Below are 20158 nucleotides of genomic sequence, written 5' to 3'. Positions count from 1 at the left end.
GAGTGGCCCGGCAAACCGGTGAACGACCCGGGTTTACGTCGCGGCGGTGTGCAGCAGCGGAATCAGCAACTCGTCGTCGGTGAGCGCGCCGTGCTGCCCGGGGAGGGCCGACAGCCGCGACTCCGCCTTGCGCCGGACCACCGCGACGCCGCCCTGCGCGATGGCGACGACGTCGCCGATGCGGCCCTGCACCTCGGATCGCACGGCGGGGCCGAACAGTCCCGCGGTGACGGCCTCGTCTCTGGTGCCGATCCACATGCGGTGTCCCAGTTCGCTCCTCCACCGGGCGGCGACGTCGTGCGCGGCCCCGGCACGCGCGTGGACGTGCCTGCACCGCGGTTCGCCCGCGAGCGCCACCACGCCGTCGGACAGCGCGGGGGTGTCGTCGAAGTCGATCTTGTCGGCGTCGTCGACGGTGACCATGCCGTGGTCGGCGGTGACGTGGAGCGCGGCGCCCGGTTGCGCGACCGCGAGTTCCGCGGCGAGCCTCTCGACGAGCCGGTCGACGAGGTCTAGTTGGTGCAGCCACGGCGCGGATCCCGGACCGTAGATGTGCCCGAGGGTGTCGATTTCGCTGAGATAGCAGTAGGTGAGTGTCCGCTCGCCGGATCGCGCCGCGGTGACGACGTGTGCGATCAGGTCACCGTACGCATGTATTCCCGCGAAGGTGCCGCCGCGGAGGACGGCGCGGGTGAGCCCGGACCCGTCGAACTTCGCCGGAACCACCGTCGTGCACGCGATACCGGCTGCCGCGGCTCGCTCGAACACGGTCGGTGCGGGCTGCAGGACCTCGGGGACCAGCCGGGTGAGTTCGTCGCCCTTGTGGCCCGCGCGCCACGACAACCAGTTGATGGTGCCGCGAACCTCACGAACGTATGACTGGTAGCCGGTGATGCCGTGACCGCCGGACGGCAGTCCCGTGCCGAACGACGCGATGCTGGTGGCCGTCGTCGTGGGGAATCCCGCCCGGATCGGCCGTCCCGTCAGGCTGTCGAGAAACGGGGCGCGCTCGCGATGACGACGCAGCAGGCTCCAGCCGAGGCCGTCGATCAGGATCACGACGGTGTGCCTGCTGTCGGGCAGGTGCAGCCGGTTCGGCTCGCCGGCGACACCCAGCGAAGCGAGGACGGACGGCATGAGGTTGGACAGCGTGGGCTGTGAATACACGTCGAGCGGGGGCGCCGTAACGGTCATGACTCCCACTATGGTGGATCGGCCGGGGCTGCACTACGGAGTCGGCCACTGCGGAGTCGGCTCAGTACAGGTCCACCGGCTGGCCGTCGGAGGGGAACGGCAGCGACGTGTAGTTGAGCGGGGCGACGTAGTCGGGGCTCACCGCCCATTCGAATCGCTGCAGCAGGTGGTGCATGACCGTCTTGATCTCGGCGCCCGCGAAGTGCATCCCCAGGCATTTGTGCACGCCGCCGCCGAACGGCTCCCACGCGAACCGGTGGACCTTATCCTCGCGGCGTTCGGGTGCGAACCGCTCGGGGTCGAACCTCTCCGGGTAGGGCCAGTACTCGGGCATGTGGTGGGTGAAGTGCACGACCACCGACATGTACGTGCCCTTCGGGATGTAGTGGCCGAGTACCTCGGTGTCCTGTACCGCTCGGCGCGCGACCACCGGGACCGGTGGAACGAGGCGCAGGCATTCCTTCATGACGAGGTCGAGGTCGGTGAGTTCGTCCAGTTCGCCGTAGCCCGGGGTGGACGTGCCGAGCGCCGCGGACTGCCGCCTGCAGCGTTCCTGCCACTGCGGGTGCTGACCCAGGTACTGCATCATCGTCGACAGCGTGATGGTGGACGTGTCGTGCGCCGCCATCAACAGGAAGATCATGTGGTTGATGACGTCGTCGTCGCTGAACCGTTGTCCGTCTTCGGATTCGATGTGGCACAGCGCGGAGAACAGGTCTTCGCCCGCGCCCGCGCGTCGGGCGGGCAGGTACCGGCGGAAGAACTCCTCGAGTCGGCGGCGCCCGTCGATGCCATGCTTCCACCGCGTCCCGGGCAGCGGGTACCGCACCACCGATGTAGCGGCCTGCACGCAGTCGATGAAGGCCTTATTGACCTCGGCCATCTCCCGTGGCGTCGACCCCTCGGCGCCGCCCATGAAGATGCTCGTGGCGAGATCGAGAGTCAGTTCCTTCAGTGCCGGGTACACGGTGAAACCCGGGGTGGGCCGCCAGGCGTCGAGCCCCCTCTCGACGGCCGGGTGCAGTGCCTCGGTGTAGCGGGACAGTCGGTCCCGGGTGAAGGCCTGCTGCATGATTCGCCGGTGGACGAGGTGTTCGTCGCCGTCGAGGAGCATCAGCCCGCGGTGGAAGAACGGCCCGATCAGCACGCTCCACCCGTCGCTGTTGACGAAGGCGCGGTCTTTGTTCTGCAGCACCGCCTGGCAGCCGTCGGGTCCGAGCACGGTGACCCATCTCTTGCCGGCCATGCTCAGCCACGACACGGGGCCGTAGCGGTCCCAGCGGCTCTGGAGCAGTCCCATCGGGTCGCGGAAGTACTCCAGGGAGTGTCCGATGACGGGGAATCCGGCATTCCCCGAGATGGGGCTGAGCGTGCTTTCCTGCGGCGGAGCAGCGAGAACTTTGGGCACGGGCACTCCCTCGTCGGGTATGTGACAGGACGCCATGTCAGATGTCTGTAGTGTGCGTCACACCGGGAGGTCTGTCAACATCGAGTCATGAGCCAGCCGGCGCGGCAGTACCGCGGGAGAAGTTCGGAGGAGCGCGCCGCCGAACGCCGTGCGCGACTTCTCGAAGCGGGACTGCAGGTCTTCGGGACCGTCGGCGGCGACAAGGCGACCATGACTGCCATCTGCGCCGAGGCGAAACTGACGGAACGCTATTTCTACGAGAGCTTCCGCGGCCGTGACGACCTGCTCGTGCAGGTGATCGAAGGGATCGCCGCGGAGATCGGCGAGGCCGCGCGGGTCACGCTCCGGACCGTGACGGGCGACCCCGAGGTGCGGGTGCGGGCGGCGATCGCGGCGTTCGTCGACATCCTGACCGCCGACCCGCGGAAGGGGCGGGTGTCGATCATCGAATCGGCAGGCGCCGAACCGCTGCGGACGCGAAGACGTGAACTGCTGCGGGCGTTCGCGCTGCTGGTGGCGGAGCAGGCGCGGGAACTCTACGGCGACCGGGCGTGGTCGTCGCCGCAGGACGAGATCACCGCACTGCTGTTCGTGGGTGGGCTCGCCGAACTCATGACGGCGTGGCTGAACGGTGAGATCGAGGTGTCTCCCGAGCAGATCGTCGACGCCGCGACGTACCAGTTCACGTCGACCGCACACCGCTGAGAGGGTCCCAAACGGAAACGTGACGACCGTCACGTGCGAAGCTGTGGGAATGGTGGATATCGCACGCCCACAGTTGGAGGGCACGGTCGCGGTAGGCGAGGGGCGTCGGCTCGGCTTCGCGGAGTTCGGTTCGGCACAGGGCAGGGCGGTGTTCTGGCTGCACGGCACACCCGGGGCGCGGCGTCAGGTGCCGATGGAGGCCCGGGCGTTCGCCGAACGAGAGCACGTCCGGCTGATCGGGATCGACCGGCCGGGGGTCGGGTCGTCGACCCCCCACCGCTACGGCGCAGTGATCGACTTCGCCGAGGACCTGCGCACGGTCGCCGACACGCTCGGCATCGACCAGATGGCCGTGATCGGCCTGTCCGGCGGCGGCCCCTACACACTCGCCGCGGCGTACGCGATGCCCGACCGTGTGGTCGCGACCGGCATCCTCGGGGGTGTCGCGCCGACGAAGGGTCCCGACGCGATCCGCAGCGGGTTGATGGATCTCGCGGTGCTGGCGGCTCCGGTGCTGTCGGCGGGCGGCGTCCCGGTCGGGCTGGCGGCGAGTTCCGTCATCAGGCTGGCACGGCCGTTCGCGTCGCCGATCATCGACCTGTACGGGCGGATGTCCCCGGAGGGCGACCGTCGTCTCCTCGCGCGGCCGGAGTTCAAGGCGATGTTCCTCGACGATCTGCTCAACGGCGGCAGCAAGCAGCTCAGCGCCCCGTTCGCCGACCTCGTCCTGTTTGCGCGTGACTGGGGATTCCGGGTGAACGCGGTGAAGACCCCGGTGCGGTGGTGGCACGGCGACTGTGACCACATCATCCCGTTCCGGCACGGCCAGCACATGGTGTCGCTGCTGCCCGACGCCGAGTTCCACACGATGCACGGGGAAAGCCATCTCGGCGGCCTGGGCATGTCGGAGGAAATTCTGCGCTCGCTCCTCGACATCTGGGACGCCAAGGAGGCGCAGGCGCCGTTCGGCCCTGTCTGACGGTGGCGCGGCGCGCGCCACCGTCGCAGGGTCAGGACTGCAGGGTGGTGATCTGGAACGTGGCACCGAGCGGGTCGGCGACGGAGGCGAGCCGCCCGAACGGGGTGTCCTCCGGTTCGCGCCGGACGCTGCCGCCCAGTTCGGTCACCTTCGCGACCGCCGCGTCGGTATCGCCGACGCCGATGTAGAACTGCCAGAACGAGGGGACGCCGTCGGGCAGGAACGAGTCGGCGTCCATGATGCCTGCCACGGTGCGGTCGCCGAGGTTGGCCTGGGAGTACCGGAATTCGTCTGTGTCGCCGAGGGCCTGATACGTCCAGCCGAACACGTCCGCGTAAAAGGGGAGCGCGGCCGCGTAGTTGCGTGACAGCGTCTCGTGCCAGACGGGCGCGCCGGGCTCGTCGACGAGGCCGAAGCCGGTGTGCTGATCGGCCTGCCACACGCCGATGACGGCGCCGGCGGGATCGCCGAGGATGGCGATCGTGCCCTGGTCGCCCACGGCCATTGCGGGCATCATCACCTGGCCGCCCGCCTCGGCGGCCTTCGCCGCGGTGGCCGCGGCGTCCTCGGACGCGAGGTACGTGGTCCACACGTTGCCGTACGGGTTGCCGTGCTGTTGCGGGCCAAGGCCCGCAATGGGTTTGCCGTTCATACTGAAGATCGAGTAGCCGCCGTATTGCGGATCCTCGTTGGTGTCGGACCTCCACCCGAACAGTCCGGTGTAGAACGGAATGACCTGTTGCGGGTCGGAACTGGTGAGATCGATCCAGCAGGGAGCGCCGGTGAGGGACGGACGGTCGGGCATCGCGGTCTCCTAGGACGTCAGGGGGTTCGGGGCAGCGCACGGTGTGGTGCCGGTCACAAACCTACGCGTCCGCGCGACCCGCCGCCGGTTCGTGAGGTGCTGTGGAAGACTCGGCCGCATGTCTGCGAGCGAGAACCAGGACAGCCCGGGCCGGGCCCGCCAGAATCTGATCTACCGCGACGGCGTCCTCGGCCGCACACCCTCCGTTCCCACCGACTTCGACACCCTCGAGCGGCGCGCGCGGCGGAAGATGAGCGCGAAGGGCTGGGCGTACGTTCACGGCGGCGCCGGGCTGGGCCGCACGATGCAGGCCAACCGCGACGCGTTCGACAAGTGGCAGATCGTTCCCCGGGTGCTGCGCGACGTCTCGAAGCGCGACATCGGGGTCGAACTGTTCGGACGCCGCATCCCGGCGCCGGTGCTGCTCGCACCTGTCGGCGCCGCCGAACTGGCCAGGCCGGAGGCCGACGTGGCCATCGCCGCTGCCGCCGCAGAACTGGGTGTGCCGTACATCTTCTCCAACCAGGGCTGCGCCCCGATGGAGGAGAGCGCGGCGGCGATGGGCGACGCGCCCCGATGGTTCCAGCTGTACTGGAGCACCGACGACGACCTCGTCGACAGCCTGCTGCAGCGGGCGTCGAACATCCGGGCGGACGCCGTCGTCGTCACCCTCGACACGACGATGCTCGGCTGGCGGCCGGAAGACCTCAACCTCGGTTCGCTGCCGTTCGCGCAGGGGCAGGGGATCGCGCAGTACACGTCCGACCCGGTGTTCCGCCGGATCGTGCACGACCGGATCAAGGCCGCGGCGAAGAAGCCGGACGTCGAGGTGACGCTCGGCGCCATCCGGTCACTGGTGTCGATGACCCGGCGCTTCCCGGGCCGATTCCTCGACAACCTGCGGTCGCCGGAACCGCGGGCCGCCGTGGAGACGTTCCTCGACATCTACTCCCGGCCGTCGCTGAGCTGGGCCGATATCGAGACCCTCCGCAGCAGGACGTCGCTGCCGATCCTCCTCAAGGGTGTGCTCCACCCGGACGACGCCCGGCGTGCGCTCGATGCCGGGGTGGACGGGATCGTCGTGTCGAATCACGGTGGGCGGCAGGTGGACGGCAGTGTGTCGTCGCTGGACGCTCTCGTGGACATCGCGCCGGTCGTCGACGGCAGGCTGACGCTGCTCCTCGACAGCGGAATCCGCACCGGAGCAGACGTCTTCAAGGCGCTCGCGCTCGGTGCCGACGCCGTGACATTGGGCAGGCCACACCTGTACGGCCTGGCGCTCGCGGGTCAGGCCGGTGCGCGGGACGCCACCGCCAACGTGATCGCCGAGTTCGACCTCACGATGGGCCTCAGTGGTCTGACGTCGGTGGCCGAGATCGACCGGGACGCCCTGCGCAGGGCATAGGCCTCAGAGTTCGGCGATGGTGATGATGCCGTCCTGCAGGGCCCGCACCAGCAGTGTCGTCTTGGTGGACGCGTCACGCCCCACCAGCGCGTACTTTTCGCGGATGCGGGTCAGGTGGGTGTTGACCGTGCCGAGGGCGATGTGGAGGTCGGCGGCGACGGCGAGCTTGGAGTCGCCGCGCAGCCAGTGGCGGAGAACCTCGATCTCGCGCGCCGACAGCGCCGGCTTCTGATGGACGCGGGCGACTGGCGGTTCGTCCGTGTGTGGGGGGTGCCCGAGTGCGTCGGGTGCAGTGGTCATGCCGGTCTCATCTTTCTGACATGTACAGAATCGACTACAGGTACCCGACGTCCCTGCAGGCAGTTCAGGTTAACTGGTGGTGGCGGTGCGTGTCTCGGCAGGCCCGGATCAGCTCTCACAGCCGACACCGTCGCCGTCGCGGTCCAGGTGCGTGCCGTAGCCCGGTTCGCCGAGGTGGACGGGTGCGGCACCGGCAGCCTTGGCCGCCGAACAGTTCTTGTAATAGACGTCGCTCGGCCCCGCCGTGTCCACGAACGGGACGGGTGCGGGCGCCGGGGCGGGAGCGGGAACCGGAGCCGGTGCAGGCACAACGGCCGGGACCGCGTCGGTGGTCGGGGCGGGCGCCGCGGCAGGCGTCGACGCCCCGCAGTCCTGGAGAACCCCGGCGATCGCGTCGTGCTCGGCCTGGGTCACCCACAGCCCGTACGCGGCCTTCACCGACACCTGATCTGCCACGTACGTGCACCGGTAGCTCTTGTTCGGGGGCAGCCAGGTTGCGGCGTCGCCGTCCGACTTCTGCTGGTTGGCGGGGCCGTCGACGGCCTTCAGGTTCCGCGGATCGTTCGCGAAGTTCACCCGGGTCGCGGTGTCGAGTTGCTGCGCGCCCTTCTGCCAGGCGTCGGACAGCGCGACGACGTGATCGATCTGCACGGCGCTCGACGTGCTCTCGCCGCGGACGAAGGAGATGGTGGTGCCGGTGTAGGGGTCGTTCAGGGTCCCGGTCTGTACCGCGCAGTCGCGGGTGCCCGGCTTGAACACGATCTGGTCGAGGTCGCGCCCGAGGATGTCGTTGCGGGTGTCGCAGCCGTTGTGGCCGCCCTCGACCGTGACGTCGTCGGTCCACGCCTGGCCGAACAGATCCCGGTCGTACCCGGTCTTCGGTGCGCGGCCCTTGATCTCGAGACCGGCGAGTTGCTGCAGCGCGGCGGTCGCGTCGGCGCCGCCGAGCACGGCGGGTGCGACCGGTGCGAGTGCGAGCGCAGACGAAACCGGCACCGGTGTCGAAGAACTCGACGTGGAAGCCGCTGCCGTCGAAGCCGCGGGCGTCGCCGACACGGATAAGGCCTGGGCCGATTGGTCGCCCTGTCCGGGACCGGCACACGAGACCACGGCCACGGCTACGACGATCCCGCCGGCAATCCAGGGCCACTTCTTGCGAGCGACAGATGATGAGGGCAGGGGAGACGTCATGCCGGTCCTTCAATGAACGTGGGGGGTCGAATGTTCATCGCACGGAAGGCCTCTTCCGTTACTCGGCAAATCGCGGGAACTGTTAGCATGCCCGGGACCGGAATTCGTGCGGGTGGAGGGCGGTAAACGGTCGTGACACGACATGTCTTTCGGGGGAAATTGCGCACAGCGGCCGTGACGGCCGTCACCGTGACGTCCCTCGTCCTCGGCGGCGCCGTTGCGGCCGCCGATCCGGTCGTCGACACCGGTCGGGCGCTCGGTTCCGCGGCAGCGCCGAACGGTTCGAAGCTCGACCACGTCACCGTTATCGATCCGAGACATCTGACGCTGCACGTCTTCTCGGCGTCGATGCAACGCGTCGTGCCGGTGTACGTACAGCGGCCCGCCGACACGAGCGCGCCGAGGCCGACGCTGTACTTCCTCGACGGCCAGATCCGTCGGGAGAAGACCGATGTCGAAGAGTTCCTGGCCGACCAGAACGTGAACGTCGTCAGCCCGTCCGGCGGCGAGAACGCGTATTGGACGGACTGGAAGAGCCCCGACCCGGTCATGGGGGTGAACAAGTGGAAGACCTTTATGACTCAGGAACTTCCGCCGGTCGTCGACGCGGCTCTCGGCACGAACGGAGTCAACGCGCTCGCAGGCATGTCCAGGGTCGGCACCGCGGCGCTGCAGTTGGCGATCGCCGCCCCCGGCCTGTTCCGTGGCGTCGCCGCCTACAGCGGTTGCGCCCTGACCAGTGATCCGCTCGGCCAGCTGCTCATCAAGATCACCATGAACAACTACGGTTACGGCAATCCGGCCAACATGTACGGCGAGCCGGACGATCCGGCGTGGTCGGCGAACGACCCGTACGTGCACGCCGCCGAACTGCGCGGCACGGAACTGTTCCTCTCCAACGGCAACGGTCTGCCGGGGCGCTACGAGACCTTGGGCGGCCCCGGGATCGACGGGAACGTCGGGGTGCTCGCGCGGCAGATCTACGCGGGTGGTCCGATCGAAGCGGTGACCAACTACTGCACACATCGATTCACGGATCGCTTGGGAGAACTGGGGATACCTGCAACCGCGAGTTTCCGTAACTCGGGTACACACTCGTGGGGATACTGGCAGGATGATCTTCACGATTCCTGGCCGGTGCTGGCTCGGGCGCTGGGAGTGTGAGCGAAGTTCCTCCGGTGTTTCCCGGCGGCGAGGTCACCGACGACCTGGAGATCACCCGGTCGCTCGTCGTCCCGGCCGCCGAGTTGCAATGGCGGTTCTCCCGCGCCGGCGGTCCCGGCGGCCAGGGAGTGAACACCACGGACTCGCGGGTGGAACTCCGGGTGAACCTGTGGACGTTGTCGACCCTGTCGCCCTCCCAGCTCGAACGCATGCAGGTTCAGCTGGGACACAGGCTCGTTGACGGTGTGGTCAGCGTGACGGCGTCCGAAACCCGTTCGCAACTACGCAATCGGCGCGCGGCACGGGCCCGGATGGCGGCGCTGCTGCGCGCGGCCGTCCTGGCCGAAACCCGCACCCGGCGTCCGACCAAGGCGACCAAGGGTTCACACCGGCGAAGACTCGACGCCAAGAAGCAACGCGGCCAGACCAAGAACTTGCGGAGGAAGCCGGACATGTAGGGGGTTTCACGCACCGGGAAATGGGGAACTTCCCGGATGTGTTGCCCCCTCGTGTGTCGGAAGATGAGTACGGAAGCGCCGTCACGGATGACCGGAGGCGGCGAGGTCGGGGGATCGAGGGCAGCATGAGTGTGCTTGACGAGGAATTACATTCGGCGGTGACGGCCGCCGCGGCGGGGGATCGCGAGGCCGTGCAGCGGGTGACGGCGGCGCTGTGGCCGCAGGTGGTGCGGTATTGCCGTACCCGCGTGGGGAATTCCACGCAGGTCACGCGGCCCGCGGACGAGGTGGCGCAGGCCGCGCTGCTCGCGGTGGCACGGCAGCTTCCGTCCCTCGCCCGCAGCGACCATCCGGTCCGCGAGATGTACCGCGTGGTGAGCCGCATCGTCGCGGACGCGCAGGGCGGTTCCGGAAGCCCCGACCTCCCCGCGGAAGTGGCCCGACTGCTGCACGGACTGGGTCCCACCGCGCGGGAGATCGTGCTGCTGCGGGTCATCGACGGACTGTCCGCGCACGACACCGCGGGTGTCCTCGGCCTCCCGGTGGGCCGGGTTCTCGTCGTGCAGCACGAGGCGCTGCGGGCCCTGCGGGCGAAGGTGGCCTGATCTGCGTCAGCGCCGGCCGGAGAGTACGCAGAACTCGTTGCCCTCGGGATCGGCGAGCACCACCCAACTCTGCTCGCCCTGACCGACATCCGCGTGCCGGGCGCCGAGTGCGAGCAACCGTTCGACCTCGGCCTGCTGATCGTCGGGCCGGAAATCGAGGTGGAGCCGGTTCGGGATCTGCTTCCGGTCCGGAACGGCGACGATCAGAATTTCCGGGTGGCTGTCGGCCCGGGGCCGGATGTGGACGTCGCCGTCGGAGTCGGTCACGGCGCCCCAGCCCAGGGCCTCGGCCCACCAGCGTCCCAGGGCTGTCGGATCGACGGCGTTGACCACCACGGCTTCCCATTCCAGGCCCATGTGTCAACGGTACCGGGGAGCGGCGGACGGCCGTCGCGGATCAGGGCAGCGTCGGGTCGATCGGTTCGACGCCGAGGCGTTCGGAGTACTGCTCGTTGAGTGCGCGCCAGCCGTAGTTCATCGCGTCGGCGCCGACGATCGGCCCGATCGGGTGGCCGTCGAGCAGGGCCTCGGCGACGTCCAGGCACAGGTGCCACCCGGCGGCCGTCATCGCCGCGGTTCGCTGGTCGTCGAGTGTGTGGCGCAGGGTCAGTCGCGTTCCCGCGTCGGTCTGCTCGATCGTCCACAGCAGAACGTCGTCACCCCAGGCGTGTTCGAGGACGTGCGGTTCCTCGGCGCGGATCACGGTGCCGTCGAGTTCGGTGCGGTCCGGCCCGTCGACCATGGTCAGGGTGGCGGGACCGACCGTGCCGAGGTCCCGGTCCGCGGTGTACGGCGCCCACTGCGGCAGTTCGCCGGGGTCGGTGAGCGCGGTCCACAGCGCCGACGGTGAGTGCGTGAAGTCGCGGACGAAGGTCAATGCCCATCGGTCGCCGTCGGGTTGTGCTTCGGCGTGCCGGAGCGGGCTGGGCCGGTAGTCGCGTCGTGCGTCCGACTCGGTCATGACGAGGTCTCCTTTGAATCGAGGTGCCGCCCCAGGGCGTCGAGGTGGTGTGTCCACAGCCGGCGGTAGGGCTGCAACCACTGTTCGAACTCGTCGAACGGTTCGCGGTCGAGGCTGTAGATGCGTTGCTGGGCGGCGGTGCGGCAGGTGACGAACCCGGCCTGTCGCAGCACCCGCAGGTGTTTGGACACGGTCGGCTGAGGCAGTGCGAGTTGGTCGACGAGTTCGCCGACGCTGGCGTGGCCGTCCCGCAGCCGTTCGAGGATCCTGCGCCGCTGCGGTTCGGCGACCACGGTGAACACGTCCGGTGCCATGACCCCGAGTATGCCCCTACGCGTATATACGCGTCAAGGAATATGAACGTCCGGTTGCGGCATGAATGCGATCGACAGCAGGGACCGGACGAACTCGCGCAACGCCCGCTCGTCGGACGTGTCCACGATTCCCTCCGTGATGACGAGGGAACCGATGATCCGGAACGCCCACTCGGAGATGGCGGCGGGGCTCACCCCCGACAGTTGCTCGGGAGTGAACAGGCGCTCGAAGTGGGGAGTCAGCAGTTGTGCGCCGAGTTCGATCATCGGCTTCGCCTTCACCGTGAACCAGGGGAGTACCACCTCGGGGTCGTCGCGCAATCCCTTCTGCAGCAACCGGTGCCCGCGTGCGTACTGGACGGCGAACACGATGGCGTCGACGAATCGCACCTGCAGTTGGCTCTGCCGTCCCCGCAGTACCGGATCGAGCACGACGAAGAAGCGGGAGATCTCCCGCTGGAAGAGAGCCTCGAGGATGGCGGACTGGTCGCCGACGTGCTTGTAGAGCGTGGGCCGCGACAGTCCCGCTCGCTCGGCGATGACCGCGTGCAGTCGGGTGCTGTACCCGAGTTCGATCAGGCACTGTTCGGCCGCGTCGAGGATTACCTCCCGAAGTTCGCTCGGGGTCGGTGTCGTCGGCCGCGTCCTCACGGCCCTGATTGTGCTGGTCGGGTGGGGTGGGCGCAAACCGGAAGGCGCAAATGTGAACTCGAGTTACAGACAACCATTGACCTGGATCACACCCGGGTTTACGTTTTACCTATAAACGGCAACGAGATGGAATCGCTCTCGACGAAGGGATCAGCGATGTCTCAGCGTTCACACACGATCGACCGGGAGGAAGTCGCCGGCAGACTCCTCTCGGGTTCCGTCAAGCGTTCGTACGCACCCGTCGTCGACATCGACTGGGACGCGCCGCTCGAGGACGGCAAGTACTTCCTGCCGCCGCAGGTCCTGTCCCTGTGGGGAACCGAGATGTGGGACCGGATGAGCGAGGCGCAACGCATCGAACTGTCCCGGCAGGAATCGGCGAACATCCTCAGCGTCGGAATCTGGTTCGAGAACATCCTCAACCAGGCGCTGCTGCGCGCGTTGCTGCACAACGATCCGAGTTCGCTGCACACCCGGTACATGCTCACCGAGATGGGCGACGAATGCAGGCACATGACGATGTTCGGGCGCGCCATCGAGCAGATGGGTGCCAAGCCCTTCCAGCTCCGGTGGTACCAGGCCGTCGTGGTCAACGTGCTGCCCAAGACATTTCGCGGAACCATGCTCTGGGTGGCCGCGCTGATCGGCGAGGAGATCTTCGACGCCACGCAGCGTCGCGTCGTCGAAGACCCGCAGTTGCAGCCGATGATCTCCCGGCTGATGCGGATCCACGTCACCGAGGAGTCCCGGCACATCCGGTTCGCCCGCGAGGGGGTGCGTCGCCGCGTCGCGGAAGGCCACCGGATCGACCGGCTGTGGGTCGGCACGCTGCAGGGGGTCGGCGGCCCGCTGTTCCAACGGCTGTTCACCAACCCGGCCATGTACGAGCGGGCCGGACTGGATCCGAAGGAGGCGCGTCGACAGGCGCTGGCAAATCCTAACTTTCGCGAGAATCAACGCCGCGGGTTCGAATCGCTGGCCGCGTTCCTCGAGGAGAACGGCCTGATGCGAGCGACCTCCCGCGCGCTGTGGCGGCGCGGGGGCTTCCTGTGAAACCCGGAACCGCTGAACCGGACGTCCTCGTCGTCGGTACCGGATTCGCCGGATTGTGCATGGCGATCAAGCTGAAGGAGGCGGGGCAGGAGAACTTCGTCGTCCTCGAGAAGGCCGATCGCGTGGGCGGAACGTGGCGGGAGAACACGTACCCGGGATGCGGGTGCGACGTGATGTCGCTGATGTACTCGTTCTCCTTCGCGCCCAACCGGAAATGGACCCGGATGTACGCGCGGCAGCCCGAGATCCTCGACTACATCGAACGCGTGGTCCGCGACTACGACCTGGCACCCCACATCCGGTTCGGCGCCGAGGTGATCTCCTACGACTTCGACGAGACCACGGACCGGTGGCGGGTCGAGACCCGGGCGGGTTCCGTGTTCCACCCGCGGATCGTCGTCGCAGGCCCGGGGCCGCTGCACAAACCCAGCGTTCCCGCATTCTCCGGGCGAGAGTCATTTCGGGGAACGGCATTCCATTCCGCCGAATGGGATCACTCGGTCGACCTGACCGGCAAGCGGGTCGCGGTCGTCGGCACGGGAGCGAGTGCCGTGCAGTTCGTGCCCGAGGTCGCGAAGACGGCCGCACACGTCGACGTCTTCCAGCGGACGCCGCACTGGATCCTGCCGAAGCTGGACCGCCCGATCACCAAAGGCGAGAAGGCGGTGTTCAAGGCTGTTCCCGGCGTGCAGAAGGCCTACCGCCACGCGATCTACTGGAGCCACGAATCGCTGATCGCCGGTTTCCTGCACCCACGGCTGATGACGGTGCTGGAGTCGGCCTCCCGGGGACTGTTGCGGAAGCAGGTGCGCGACCCTGCCCTGCGTGCCACCCTGACCCCCGGCTACATCATCGGATGCAAGCGAATCCTGGTGTCCAGCAACTACTACCCGGCCCTGCAGCGGGAGAACGTCGACCTCGTCACGTCGGGCATCTCGGAGATCACCGAGCGCGGGATCCGCACCGAGGACGGACAGGTGCACGACGCGGACGTTATCGTCTACGGCACGGGGTTCGCGGTCGGCGACCGATTCGAGAACGAGCACATCGTGGGTCGTCGCGGGTTGACGATCCAGCGGGCCTGGCGCGACGGCATGGAGGCATATCTCGGTGTCGCGGTGACGGGGTTCCCGAACTTCTTCCTCATGATGGGACCGAACTCCGGAGGCGGCAATCAGTCGATCGTCTTCGTCATCGAGGCCCAGGCGCACTACGTGACCCGATGCCTGGCGCTGATGAAGAAGCGCGACGCGACGCGGATCGAGGTGCGGGCGGGCGCACAGCGTGAATTCAACCGGGTGATCCACCGCAAACTCGCGGGCTCGGTGTGGAATTCGGGTGGTTGCGACAGCTGGTACCTCGATTCCACCGGCCACAACCGGGCGGCGTGGCCGGGCTCGAGCGCGTCGTACTGGCGGCGCCTGCGCACCCCCGACGACCGGCACTTCGAGCTGAGTTCGCTCGCCGAACGAGAGGACGACACCGAGTACCGGGGGCCGGGAGTGCTCACGTCCGGCGACCTGACCGTGGCCGTCGAGGTCTTCCTGAACGGTCACCTCGAACCGCTGGACGGTCTGTACCACTGGTACGGGCGCGTCGTCGGCGACGGCGTCGACGAGGCCAAACAGCGCAACCGCACCCCGCTGTTCCTCACGATCGGCGACGGTCCCGAGGTGCCCGCCGCCCTCGCCGAGCGCGACCCGTGGGGCCATTTCCGGATCGCCGGGGTCGGTACGCCGCCGTTCCCGCTGGCACCGGTCGACGTCGAGGTTCCCGTCTCCCGGGCCAAACTCGCGTCGGCGGAATAGGCTTGGAGGCGAGTCGGACTCGAGCGGGAAGGGTGCTGATGCGCGACGTGCTGGCAGACCTGATGGCGGTGTGGACGGCGGGCGGAACGGCGGGCGTCGGGACGGTGGTCCGCACGTTCCGCTCCGCACCGCGGCCGGCGGGGGCGTCCATGGTGGTGGCACCCGACGGCAGCGCGTCCGGTTCGGTGTCGGGCGGATGCGTCGAGGGGGCGGTCTACGAACTCGCCACCGACGTCGCGGCGACGGGGACGCCGGTGCTGCAGCGGTACGGGATCAGCGACGAGAACGCGTTCGAGGTGGGTCTCACCTGCGGTGGAATCATCGACATCTTCGTCGAGCCCGTCTCGCGGGACAACTTTCCGGAACTCGGTGAGATCGTCCGGGACATCGAGAACCACCGGCCGGTCGCGGTCGCCACCGTCGTGGCGCATCCCGACGCCACCCGGGTGGGGCGCCGGCTGATCGTCCGGCCCGAGGACGTGAGCGGTGCCCTCGGTTCGGACCGCGCCGATTCCGCCGTCACCGACGACGCCCGGGGCCTCCTCGCGGCGGGCACCAGCACCGTGCTGACATACGGCACCGACGGTCAGCGTCGCGGCGAGGGGATGGAGGTGTTCGTCGCCAGCTATGCGCCGCGGCCGCGCATGCTCGTGTTCGGGGCCATCGACTTCGCGGCCGCGGTGGCCCGGCAGGGCGCCTTCATGGGATACCGGGTGACGGTGTGCGATGCCCGGCCGGTGTTCGCGACGCACGCGCGGTTCCCGACCGCGGACGAGGTGGTGGTGGACTGGCCGCACCGGTACCTGGCAGGCCAGGCCGAGGCCGGTGCCATCGACGGCCGGACCGTGATCTGCGTCCTCACCCACGACCCCAAGTTCGACGTCCCTCTCCTCGAGGCGGCGCTACGCCTCCCGGACGTCGCGTTCATCGGTGCCATGGGATCACGCCGAACAGACCTGGACCGGCGCGAACGCCTCCGCGAGGCAGGTCTCACCGACGCCGAACTCGACCGGCTGTCGAGCCCTATCGGCCTGGACATCGGCGCCCGCACCCCGGAGGAGACGGCGGTGTCCATCGCCGCCGAGATCATCGCCTGCCGATGGGGTGGCACGGGGCGCCCGCTGGCGGAGTCGAGCGGCCGGATCCACCACGAGGAACCGGTGGATTCCCTCGTCGAATAGGGCGGTTCACCGGGGTTGACGGACCACCGGTTCTTGCGCAGGCTGAAAGGATCCACATTTGTGAGGTAGGTCACAATGCAAGTACCAGGATCCTTCGAATACGAGCGTGCAACGGGCGTCGACGACGCGATCGCCCTGCTCGACCGGCTGGGCGACGAAGCCCGCCTCGTGGCAGGCGGCCACAGCCTGCTCCCCATGATGAAACTTCGTCTCGCCAATCCCGAGTACCTCATCGACATCAACGACCTCGAGGGCGAACTCGGATACATCACGACCGAGCGGTCGAGGGTGCGGATCGGCGCGATGACCCGGCACCGCCGGCTCCTCGAATCGGACGAACTCGCGGCGGCGTTCCCCCTCTTCCGCGACGCGGAGAAGGTGATCGCAGACCCGGTGGTCCGCAACCGCGGAACCATCGGCGGATCGCTGTGCCAGGCCGACCCGGCCGAGGACCTCACGACGGTCTGCGGTGTCCTCGGCGCCACCTGCGTGGTGCAGGGACCGGGCGGACGCCGCGAGATCCCCATGTCCGAGTTCCTCGTCGGCCCGTACGAGACGGCGCTCGCGCACAACGAGATGCTCATCGAGATCGTGATACCCGTCCACGGCCACAGCTCCAGCGCCTACGCCAAGGTCGAACGGCGAACCGGGGATTGGGCGGTCACCGCCGCCGGAGCGGCCGTCACCGTGGAGGGCGGCGAGATCGCCCGGGCCGCCGTCGGCCTGACCGCGGTCGACCCGGACCCGTCCGGGCTCTCGGACATCGCCGACTACCTGACCGGACGCCCCCCGTCCGAGGAGGCGTTCGCCCAGGCCGGACGGATGGCCGCGCAGGTCTGCTCGCCGGTGCGCGACGCCCGCGGCACCGTCGACTACAAACGCCATCTCGCATCCGAACTCACGATCCGCACACTCCGTACAGCGGTCGACCGGGTGCTCCGCAGCGACGTGGAGCACGAGCCGACCGGAGAAGAGGCATAGCCATGCAGGTGAACATGACCGTCAACGGTGAAGCAGTGACCGCCGAGGTGGAACCACGCATGCTGCTCGTCCACTTCCTCCGCGACCAGTTGGGCCTGACCGGGACCCACTGGGGCTGCGACACCAGCAACTGCGGCACGTGCGTCGTCACCGTGGACGGCGATCCGGTGAAGTCGTGCACGATGCTCGCCGCGATGGCCGGCGGGCACGACGTCCGCACGGTCGAGGGCCTCGAGCATGACGGCGAACTCGATCCCGTCCAGCAGGGCTTCATGCAATGTCACGGACTGCAGTGCGGGTTCTGCACGCCCGGCATGATGATGACGGCGCGGGCCCTGCTCGACCGCGAGGAGAGCCCGGACGAGGCCACCATCCGCGAAGCGATTTCCGGGCAGATCTGCCGCTGCACCGGGTACACCACGATCGTGCGCTCGATCCAGTGGGCGGCCGACCACCGGGCCGGTGAGGCCGCCGAGCCCGAACCGGCGGGCGACTTCGACGCGGACGTCCAGGAAGACAAGACGCGTGGCGCCGAGGGCACGCCGAAGACAGTCGAAGAACATGTGGGAAGTGCGTCATGACCACCGTCGAATCGCGTCCGCCCTCGGGCGACGCCGACGTCGTAGACAACGACAAGAAACCGTGCGGCCACGGTCGCATGCTCCGCAAGGAGGATCCCCGCTTCATCCGGGGGCTCGGAAACTACGTCGACGACATCACCCTCCCCGGCATGCTGCACCTGGCGATCCTGCGGTCGCCGGTTGCGCACGCGCGGATCGTGAGCATCGATACCACTGCGGCGCAGGAACTTCCGAAGGTAACTGCGGTGGTGACGGGTGCCGACCTCGCCGCGAAGAACCTCGCGTGGATGCCGACGCTGTCCAACGACGTGCAGGCCGTGCTGGCCACCGACAAGGTGCGCTTCCAGGGCCAGGAGGTCGCGTTCGTCATCGCCGAGGACCGCTATTCGGCCCGCGACGCGCTGGAACTGATCGACGTCGAATACGACATGCTCGACCCCGTCGTCGACGCCCGCGCCGCGCTGTCGCCCGATGCGCCGGTCATCAGGGACGACCTCGACGGCAAGACAGATAATCACTGCTTCGACTGGGAGACAGGCGATGCCGCCGCGACCGACGCCGTGTTCGCGAAGGCGGACGTGGTGGTGAAGCAGGAGATCGTCTATCCCCGGGTGCATCCGGCGCCGATGGAGACGTGCGGTGCCATCGCCGACATCGACCGGGTGTCCGGCAAGCTCACCCTGTACACCACGTCCCAGGCCCCGCACGCGCACCGGACGGTGTACGCCCTGGTCTCCGGGATCCCGGAGCACAAGATCCGGGTGGTGTCGCCGGACATCGGCGGCGGATTCGGCAACAAGGTGCCGATCTACCCGGGATATGTGTGCGCGATCGTCGCGTCGCTCGTGACGGGCAAACCGGTGAAGTGGATGGAGGATCGCAGCGAGAACCTGATGAGCACCGGGTTCGCCCGCGACTACATCATGGTCGGCGAGATCGCGGCCACCGCGGAGGGCAAGATGCTCGCGATCCGCACGAAGGTGCTGGCCGATCACGGGGCGTTCAACGGCACCGCGGCCCCGGTGAAGTATCCGGCGGGCTTCTTCGGCGTGTTCACCGGCAGCTACGACATCGAGGCGGCGCACTGCGCGATGACGGCGGTCTACACGAACAAGGCACCCGGCGGGGTGGCGTACGCCTGCTCGTTCCGGATCACCGAGGCCGTGTATCTCGTCGAGCGGCTCGTCGACTGCCTGGCATTCGACCTGAAGATGGATCCGGCTGAACTGCGGCTGAAGAATCTGCTGAGGCCGGAACAGTTCCCGTACACCAGCAAGACGGGGTGGGTGTACGACTCGGGTGACTACGAGACCACCATGCGCAAGGCCATGGACATGATCGGCTACGACCACCTGCGGGAGGAGCAGAAGGAACGCCGCGAGCGTGGTGAGCTGATGGGAATCGGCATGGCGTTCTTCACCGAAGCCGTCGGTGCCGGGCCCCGGAAAGACATGGACATCCTGGGTCTGGGCATGGCCGACGGGTGCGAACTGCGGGTCCATCCCACCGGAAAGGCCGTCGTCCGGTTGTCGGTGCAGACCCAGGGGCAGGGCCACGAGACGACGTTCGCGCAGATCGTGGCGGAGGAACTCGGCATCCCGCCGGACGACATCGACGTGGTCCACGGCGACACCGACAACACGCCGTTCGGGCTCGGCACGTACGGCAGCAGGTCGACGCCGGTGTCCGGGGCGGCGGCCGCGCTGGTCGCCCGCAAGGTACGGGACAAGGCGAAGATCATCGCGTCCGGGATGCTCGAGGCCTCGGTCGCGGATCTGGAGTGGGAGAAGGGCGAATTCCACGTGAAGGGTGACCCCTCGGCGAAGGTGACCATCCAGGACATCGCGATGCGGGCACACGGCGCAGGCGACCTGCCGGAGGGCATCGAAGGCGGACTCGAGGCGCAGATCTGCTACAACCCCGAGAATCTGACGTACCCGTACGGTGCGTACTTCTGCGTCGTCGACGTCGATCCCGGCACCGCCGTGGTGAAGGTGCGGCGGTTCCTCGCCGTCGACGACTGCGGCACCCGCATCAACCCGATGATCATCGAGGGGCAGGTCCACGGCGGCATCGTCGACGGCATCGGCATGGCGCTGATGGAGATCATCGAATTCGACGAGGACGGCAACTGCCTCGGCGGGTCGCTGATGGACTACCTGATCCCCACCGCGCTGGAGGTCCCGAAACTCGAGACCGGCTTCACCGTCACCCCGTCGCCGCATCACCCCATCGGCGCCAAGGGCATCGGCGAATCGGCGACGGTCGGATCGCCCGCGGCCGTGGTGAACGCGGTCGTGGACGCGCTCGCGCCGTTCGGGGTTCGGCACGCCGACATGCCGCTCACCCCGTCCCGGGTGTGGGAGGCCATGCAGGGCCGCGCGACACCCCCGATCTGAGTGTCGCCCGTCGGC

21 protein-coding genes are annotated in these 20158 nt (G+C 68.3%); 12 read left to right on the top strand and 9 right to left on the bottom strand.

Annotation, left to right across the window (positions count from 1 at the left end):
- Positions 1–33: 33 nt before the first annotated feature.
- Both JWS13_RS16035 and JWS13_RS16030 read right to left on the bottom strand, forming a co-directional pair.
- Positions 34–1194 carry an alkaline phosphatase family protein gene (locus tag JWS13_RS16035; protein ID WP_124392527.1) on the bottom strand — a complete coding sequence of 387 codons (1161 nt, stop codon included), beginning with the start codon at positions 1192–1194 and terminating at the stop codon, positions 34–36.
- Between the two features lie 61 nt (positions 1195–1255).
- Positions 1256–2602: a cytochrome P450 gene (locus JWS13_RS16030; RefSeq protein ID WP_206006537.1), complete on the bottom strand. Its 1347-nt coding sequence runs from the start codon at positions 2600–2602 to the stop codon at positions 1256–1258.
- 87 nt (positions 2603–2689) lie between these two features.
- On the opposite strand from JWS13_RS16030, the gene JWS13_RS16025 reads away from it, so the two are divergent.
- Together JWS13_RS16025 and JWS13_RS16020 are read left to right on the top strand one after the other, a co-directional pair.
- A complete protein-coding gene (locus JWS13_RS16025; protein WP_072947499.1) occupies positions 2690–3307 on the top strand; it encodes a TetR/AcrR family transcriptional regulator in 618 nt (205 codons plus the stop codon).
- A gap of 49 nt (positions 3308–3356) precedes the next feature.
- On the top strand, positions 3357–4286 hold the full coding sequence (locus JWS13_RS16020; RefSeq protein ID WP_206006536.1) for an alpha/beta fold hydrolase: 930 nt from the start codon (positions 3357–3359) through the stop codon (positions 4284–4286).
- A gap of 31 nt (positions 4287–4317) precedes the next feature.
- Here the strand turns inward: JWS13_RS16020 and JWS13_RS16015 are convergent, their stop codons facing one another.
- The gene (locus JWS13_RS16015) at positions 4318–5091 is read right to left on the bottom strand and encodes a VOC family protein (RefSeq protein WP_206006535.1); all 774 of its coding nucleotides are present in this window, start codon (positions 5089–5091) and stop codon (positions 4318–4320) included.
- Between the two features lie 118 nt (positions 5092–5209).
- Between JWS13_RS16015 and JWS13_RS16010 the strand changes: the two genes are divergently transcribed.
- The gene (locus JWS13_RS16010; RefSeq protein WP_206006534.1) at positions 5210–6496 is read left to right on the top strand and encodes a lactate 2-monooxygenase; all 1287 of its coding nucleotides are present in this window, start codon (positions 5210–5212) and stop codon (positions 6494–6496) included.
- Between the two features lie 3 nt (positions 6497–6499).
- Here the strand turns inward: JWS13_RS16010 and JWS13_RS16005 are convergent, their stop codons facing one another.
- Entirely contained in the window at positions 6500–6796 is a 297-nt protein-coding gene (locus JWS13_RS16005) for a response regulator transcription factor (RefSeq protein WP_206006533.1), read from the bottom strand.
- Between the two features lie 108 nt (positions 6797–6904).
- The gene (locus JWS13_RS16000) at positions 6905–7987 is read right to left on the bottom strand and encodes a GmrSD restriction endonuclease domain-containing protein (RefSeq protein ID WP_206006532.1); all 1083 of its coding nucleotides are present in this window, start codon (positions 7985–7987) and stop codon (positions 6905–6907) included.
- 174 nt (positions 7988–8161) lie between these two features.
- Here JWS13_RS16000 and JWS13_RS15995 point away from each other — a divergent pair, with 174 nt between their 5' ends.
- From JWS13_RS15995 to JWS13_RS15985, 3 genes are all read left to right on the top strand, one after another.
- Positions 8162–9151: an alpha/beta hydrolase gene (locus JWS13_RS15995; protein WP_206006531.1), complete on the top strand. Its 990-nt coding sequence runs from the start codon at positions 8162–8164 to the stop codon at positions 9149–9151.
- Positions 9148–9609, top strand: coding sequence for an alternative ribosome rescue aminoacyl-tRNA hydrolase ArfB (arfB, locus tag JWS13_RS15990; RefSeq protein WP_241032223.1), 462 nt, complete (start codon positions 9148–9150; stop codon positions 9607–9609). The genes JWS13_RS15995 and arfB overlap by 4 nt, the downstream gene beginning before the upstream one ends.
- 125 nt (positions 9610–9734) lie before the next feature.
- Positions 9735–10214, top strand: a complete 480-nt coding sequence (locus tag JWS13_RS15985) for a sigma factor-like helix-turn-helix DNA-binding protein (RefSeq protein WP_206006530.1) — start codon at positions 9735–9737, stop codon at positions 10212–10214.
- A gap of 6 nt (positions 10215–10220) precedes the next feature.
- Here JWS13_RS15985 and JWS13_RS15980 read toward each other — a convergent pair whose 3' ends face one another.
- Genes JWS13_RS15980 through JWS13_RS15965 form a run of 4 tightly spaced genes read right to left on the bottom strand, consistent with a single transcriptional unit; the run spans position 10221 to position 12140 of the window.
- On the bottom strand, positions 10221–10571 hold the full coding sequence (locus JWS13_RS15980) for a VOC family protein (protein ID WP_206006529.1): 351 nt from the start codon (positions 10569–10571) through the stop codon (positions 10221–10223).
- Positions 10572–10611: 40 nt separating this feature from the next.
- On the bottom strand, positions 10612–11175 hold the full coding sequence (locus JWS13_RS15975; protein ID WP_206006528.1) for an SRPBCC family protein: 564 nt from the start codon (positions 11173–11175) through the stop codon (positions 10612–10614).
- Entirely contained in the window at positions 11172–11489 is a 318-nt protein-coding gene (locus JWS13_RS15970; protein ID WP_206006527.1) for an ArsR/SmtB family transcription factor, read from the bottom strand. The genes JWS13_RS15975 and JWS13_RS15970 overlap by 4 nt, the downstream gene beginning before the upstream one ends.
- A gap of 33 nt (positions 11490–11522) precedes the next feature.
- Positions 11523–12140, bottom strand: a complete 618-nt coding sequence (locus tag JWS13_RS15965) for a TetR/AcrR family transcriptional regulator (protein WP_206006526.1) — start codon at positions 12138–12140, stop codon at positions 11523–11525.
- 126 nt (positions 12141–12266) lie between these two features.
- Here JWS13_RS15965 and JWS13_RS15960 point away from each other — a divergent pair, with 126 nt between their 5' ends.
- The 6 genes from JWS13_RS15960 (at position 12267) to JWS13_RS15935 (ending at position 20143) form a co-directional block, all read left to right on the top strand.
- Positions 12267–13193, top strand: a complete 927-nt coding sequence (locus tag JWS13_RS15960) for an AurF N-oxygenase family protein (protein WP_206006525.1) — start codon at positions 12267–12269, stop codon at positions 13191–13193.
- A complete protein-coding gene (locus JWS13_RS15955) occupies positions 13190–15001 on the top strand; it encodes a DUF4873 domain-containing protein (RefSeq protein WP_206006524.1) in 1812 nt (603 codons plus the stop codon). Before JWS13_RS15960 ends, JWS13_RS15955 begins: the two co-directional genes overlap by 4 nt.
- A gap of 38 nt (positions 15002–15039) precedes the next feature.
- Complete coding sequence (locus JWS13_RS15950; protein WP_206006523.1) at positions 15040–16182, top strand: XdhC family protein; 1143 nt, start codon at positions 15040–15042, stop codon at positions 16180–16182.
- Between the two features lie 75 nt (positions 16183–16257).
- Positions 16258–17163, top strand: a complete 906-nt coding sequence (locus JWS13_RS15945) for an FAD binding domain-containing protein (RefSeq protein WP_206006522.1) — start codon at positions 16258–16260, stop codon at positions 17161–17163.
- A gap of 2 nt (positions 17164–17165) precedes the next feature.
- Positions 17166–17744, top strand: coding sequence for a (2Fe-2S)-binding protein (locus tag JWS13_RS15940; protein WP_087555046.1), 579 nt, complete (start codon positions 17166–17168; stop codon positions 17742–17744).
- Complete coding sequence (locus tag JWS13_RS15935) at positions 17741–20143, top strand: aerobic carbon-monoxide dehydrogenase large subunit (protein ID WP_206006521.1); 2403 nt, start codon at positions 17741–17743, stop codon at positions 20141–20143. The genes JWS13_RS15940 and JWS13_RS15935 overlap by 4 nt, the downstream gene beginning before the upstream one ends.
- Positions 20144–20158 lie beyond the last annotated feature (15 nt).

It is taken from the genome of Rhodococcus pseudokoreensis (assembly GCF_017068395.1).
Taxonomy (GTDB): domain Bacteria; phylum Actinomycetota; class Actinomycetes; order Mycobacteriales; family Mycobacteriaceae; genus Rhodococcus_F; species Rhodococcus_F pseudokoreensis.
This window is presented reverse-complemented; position numbering and strand designations above follow the sequence as displayed.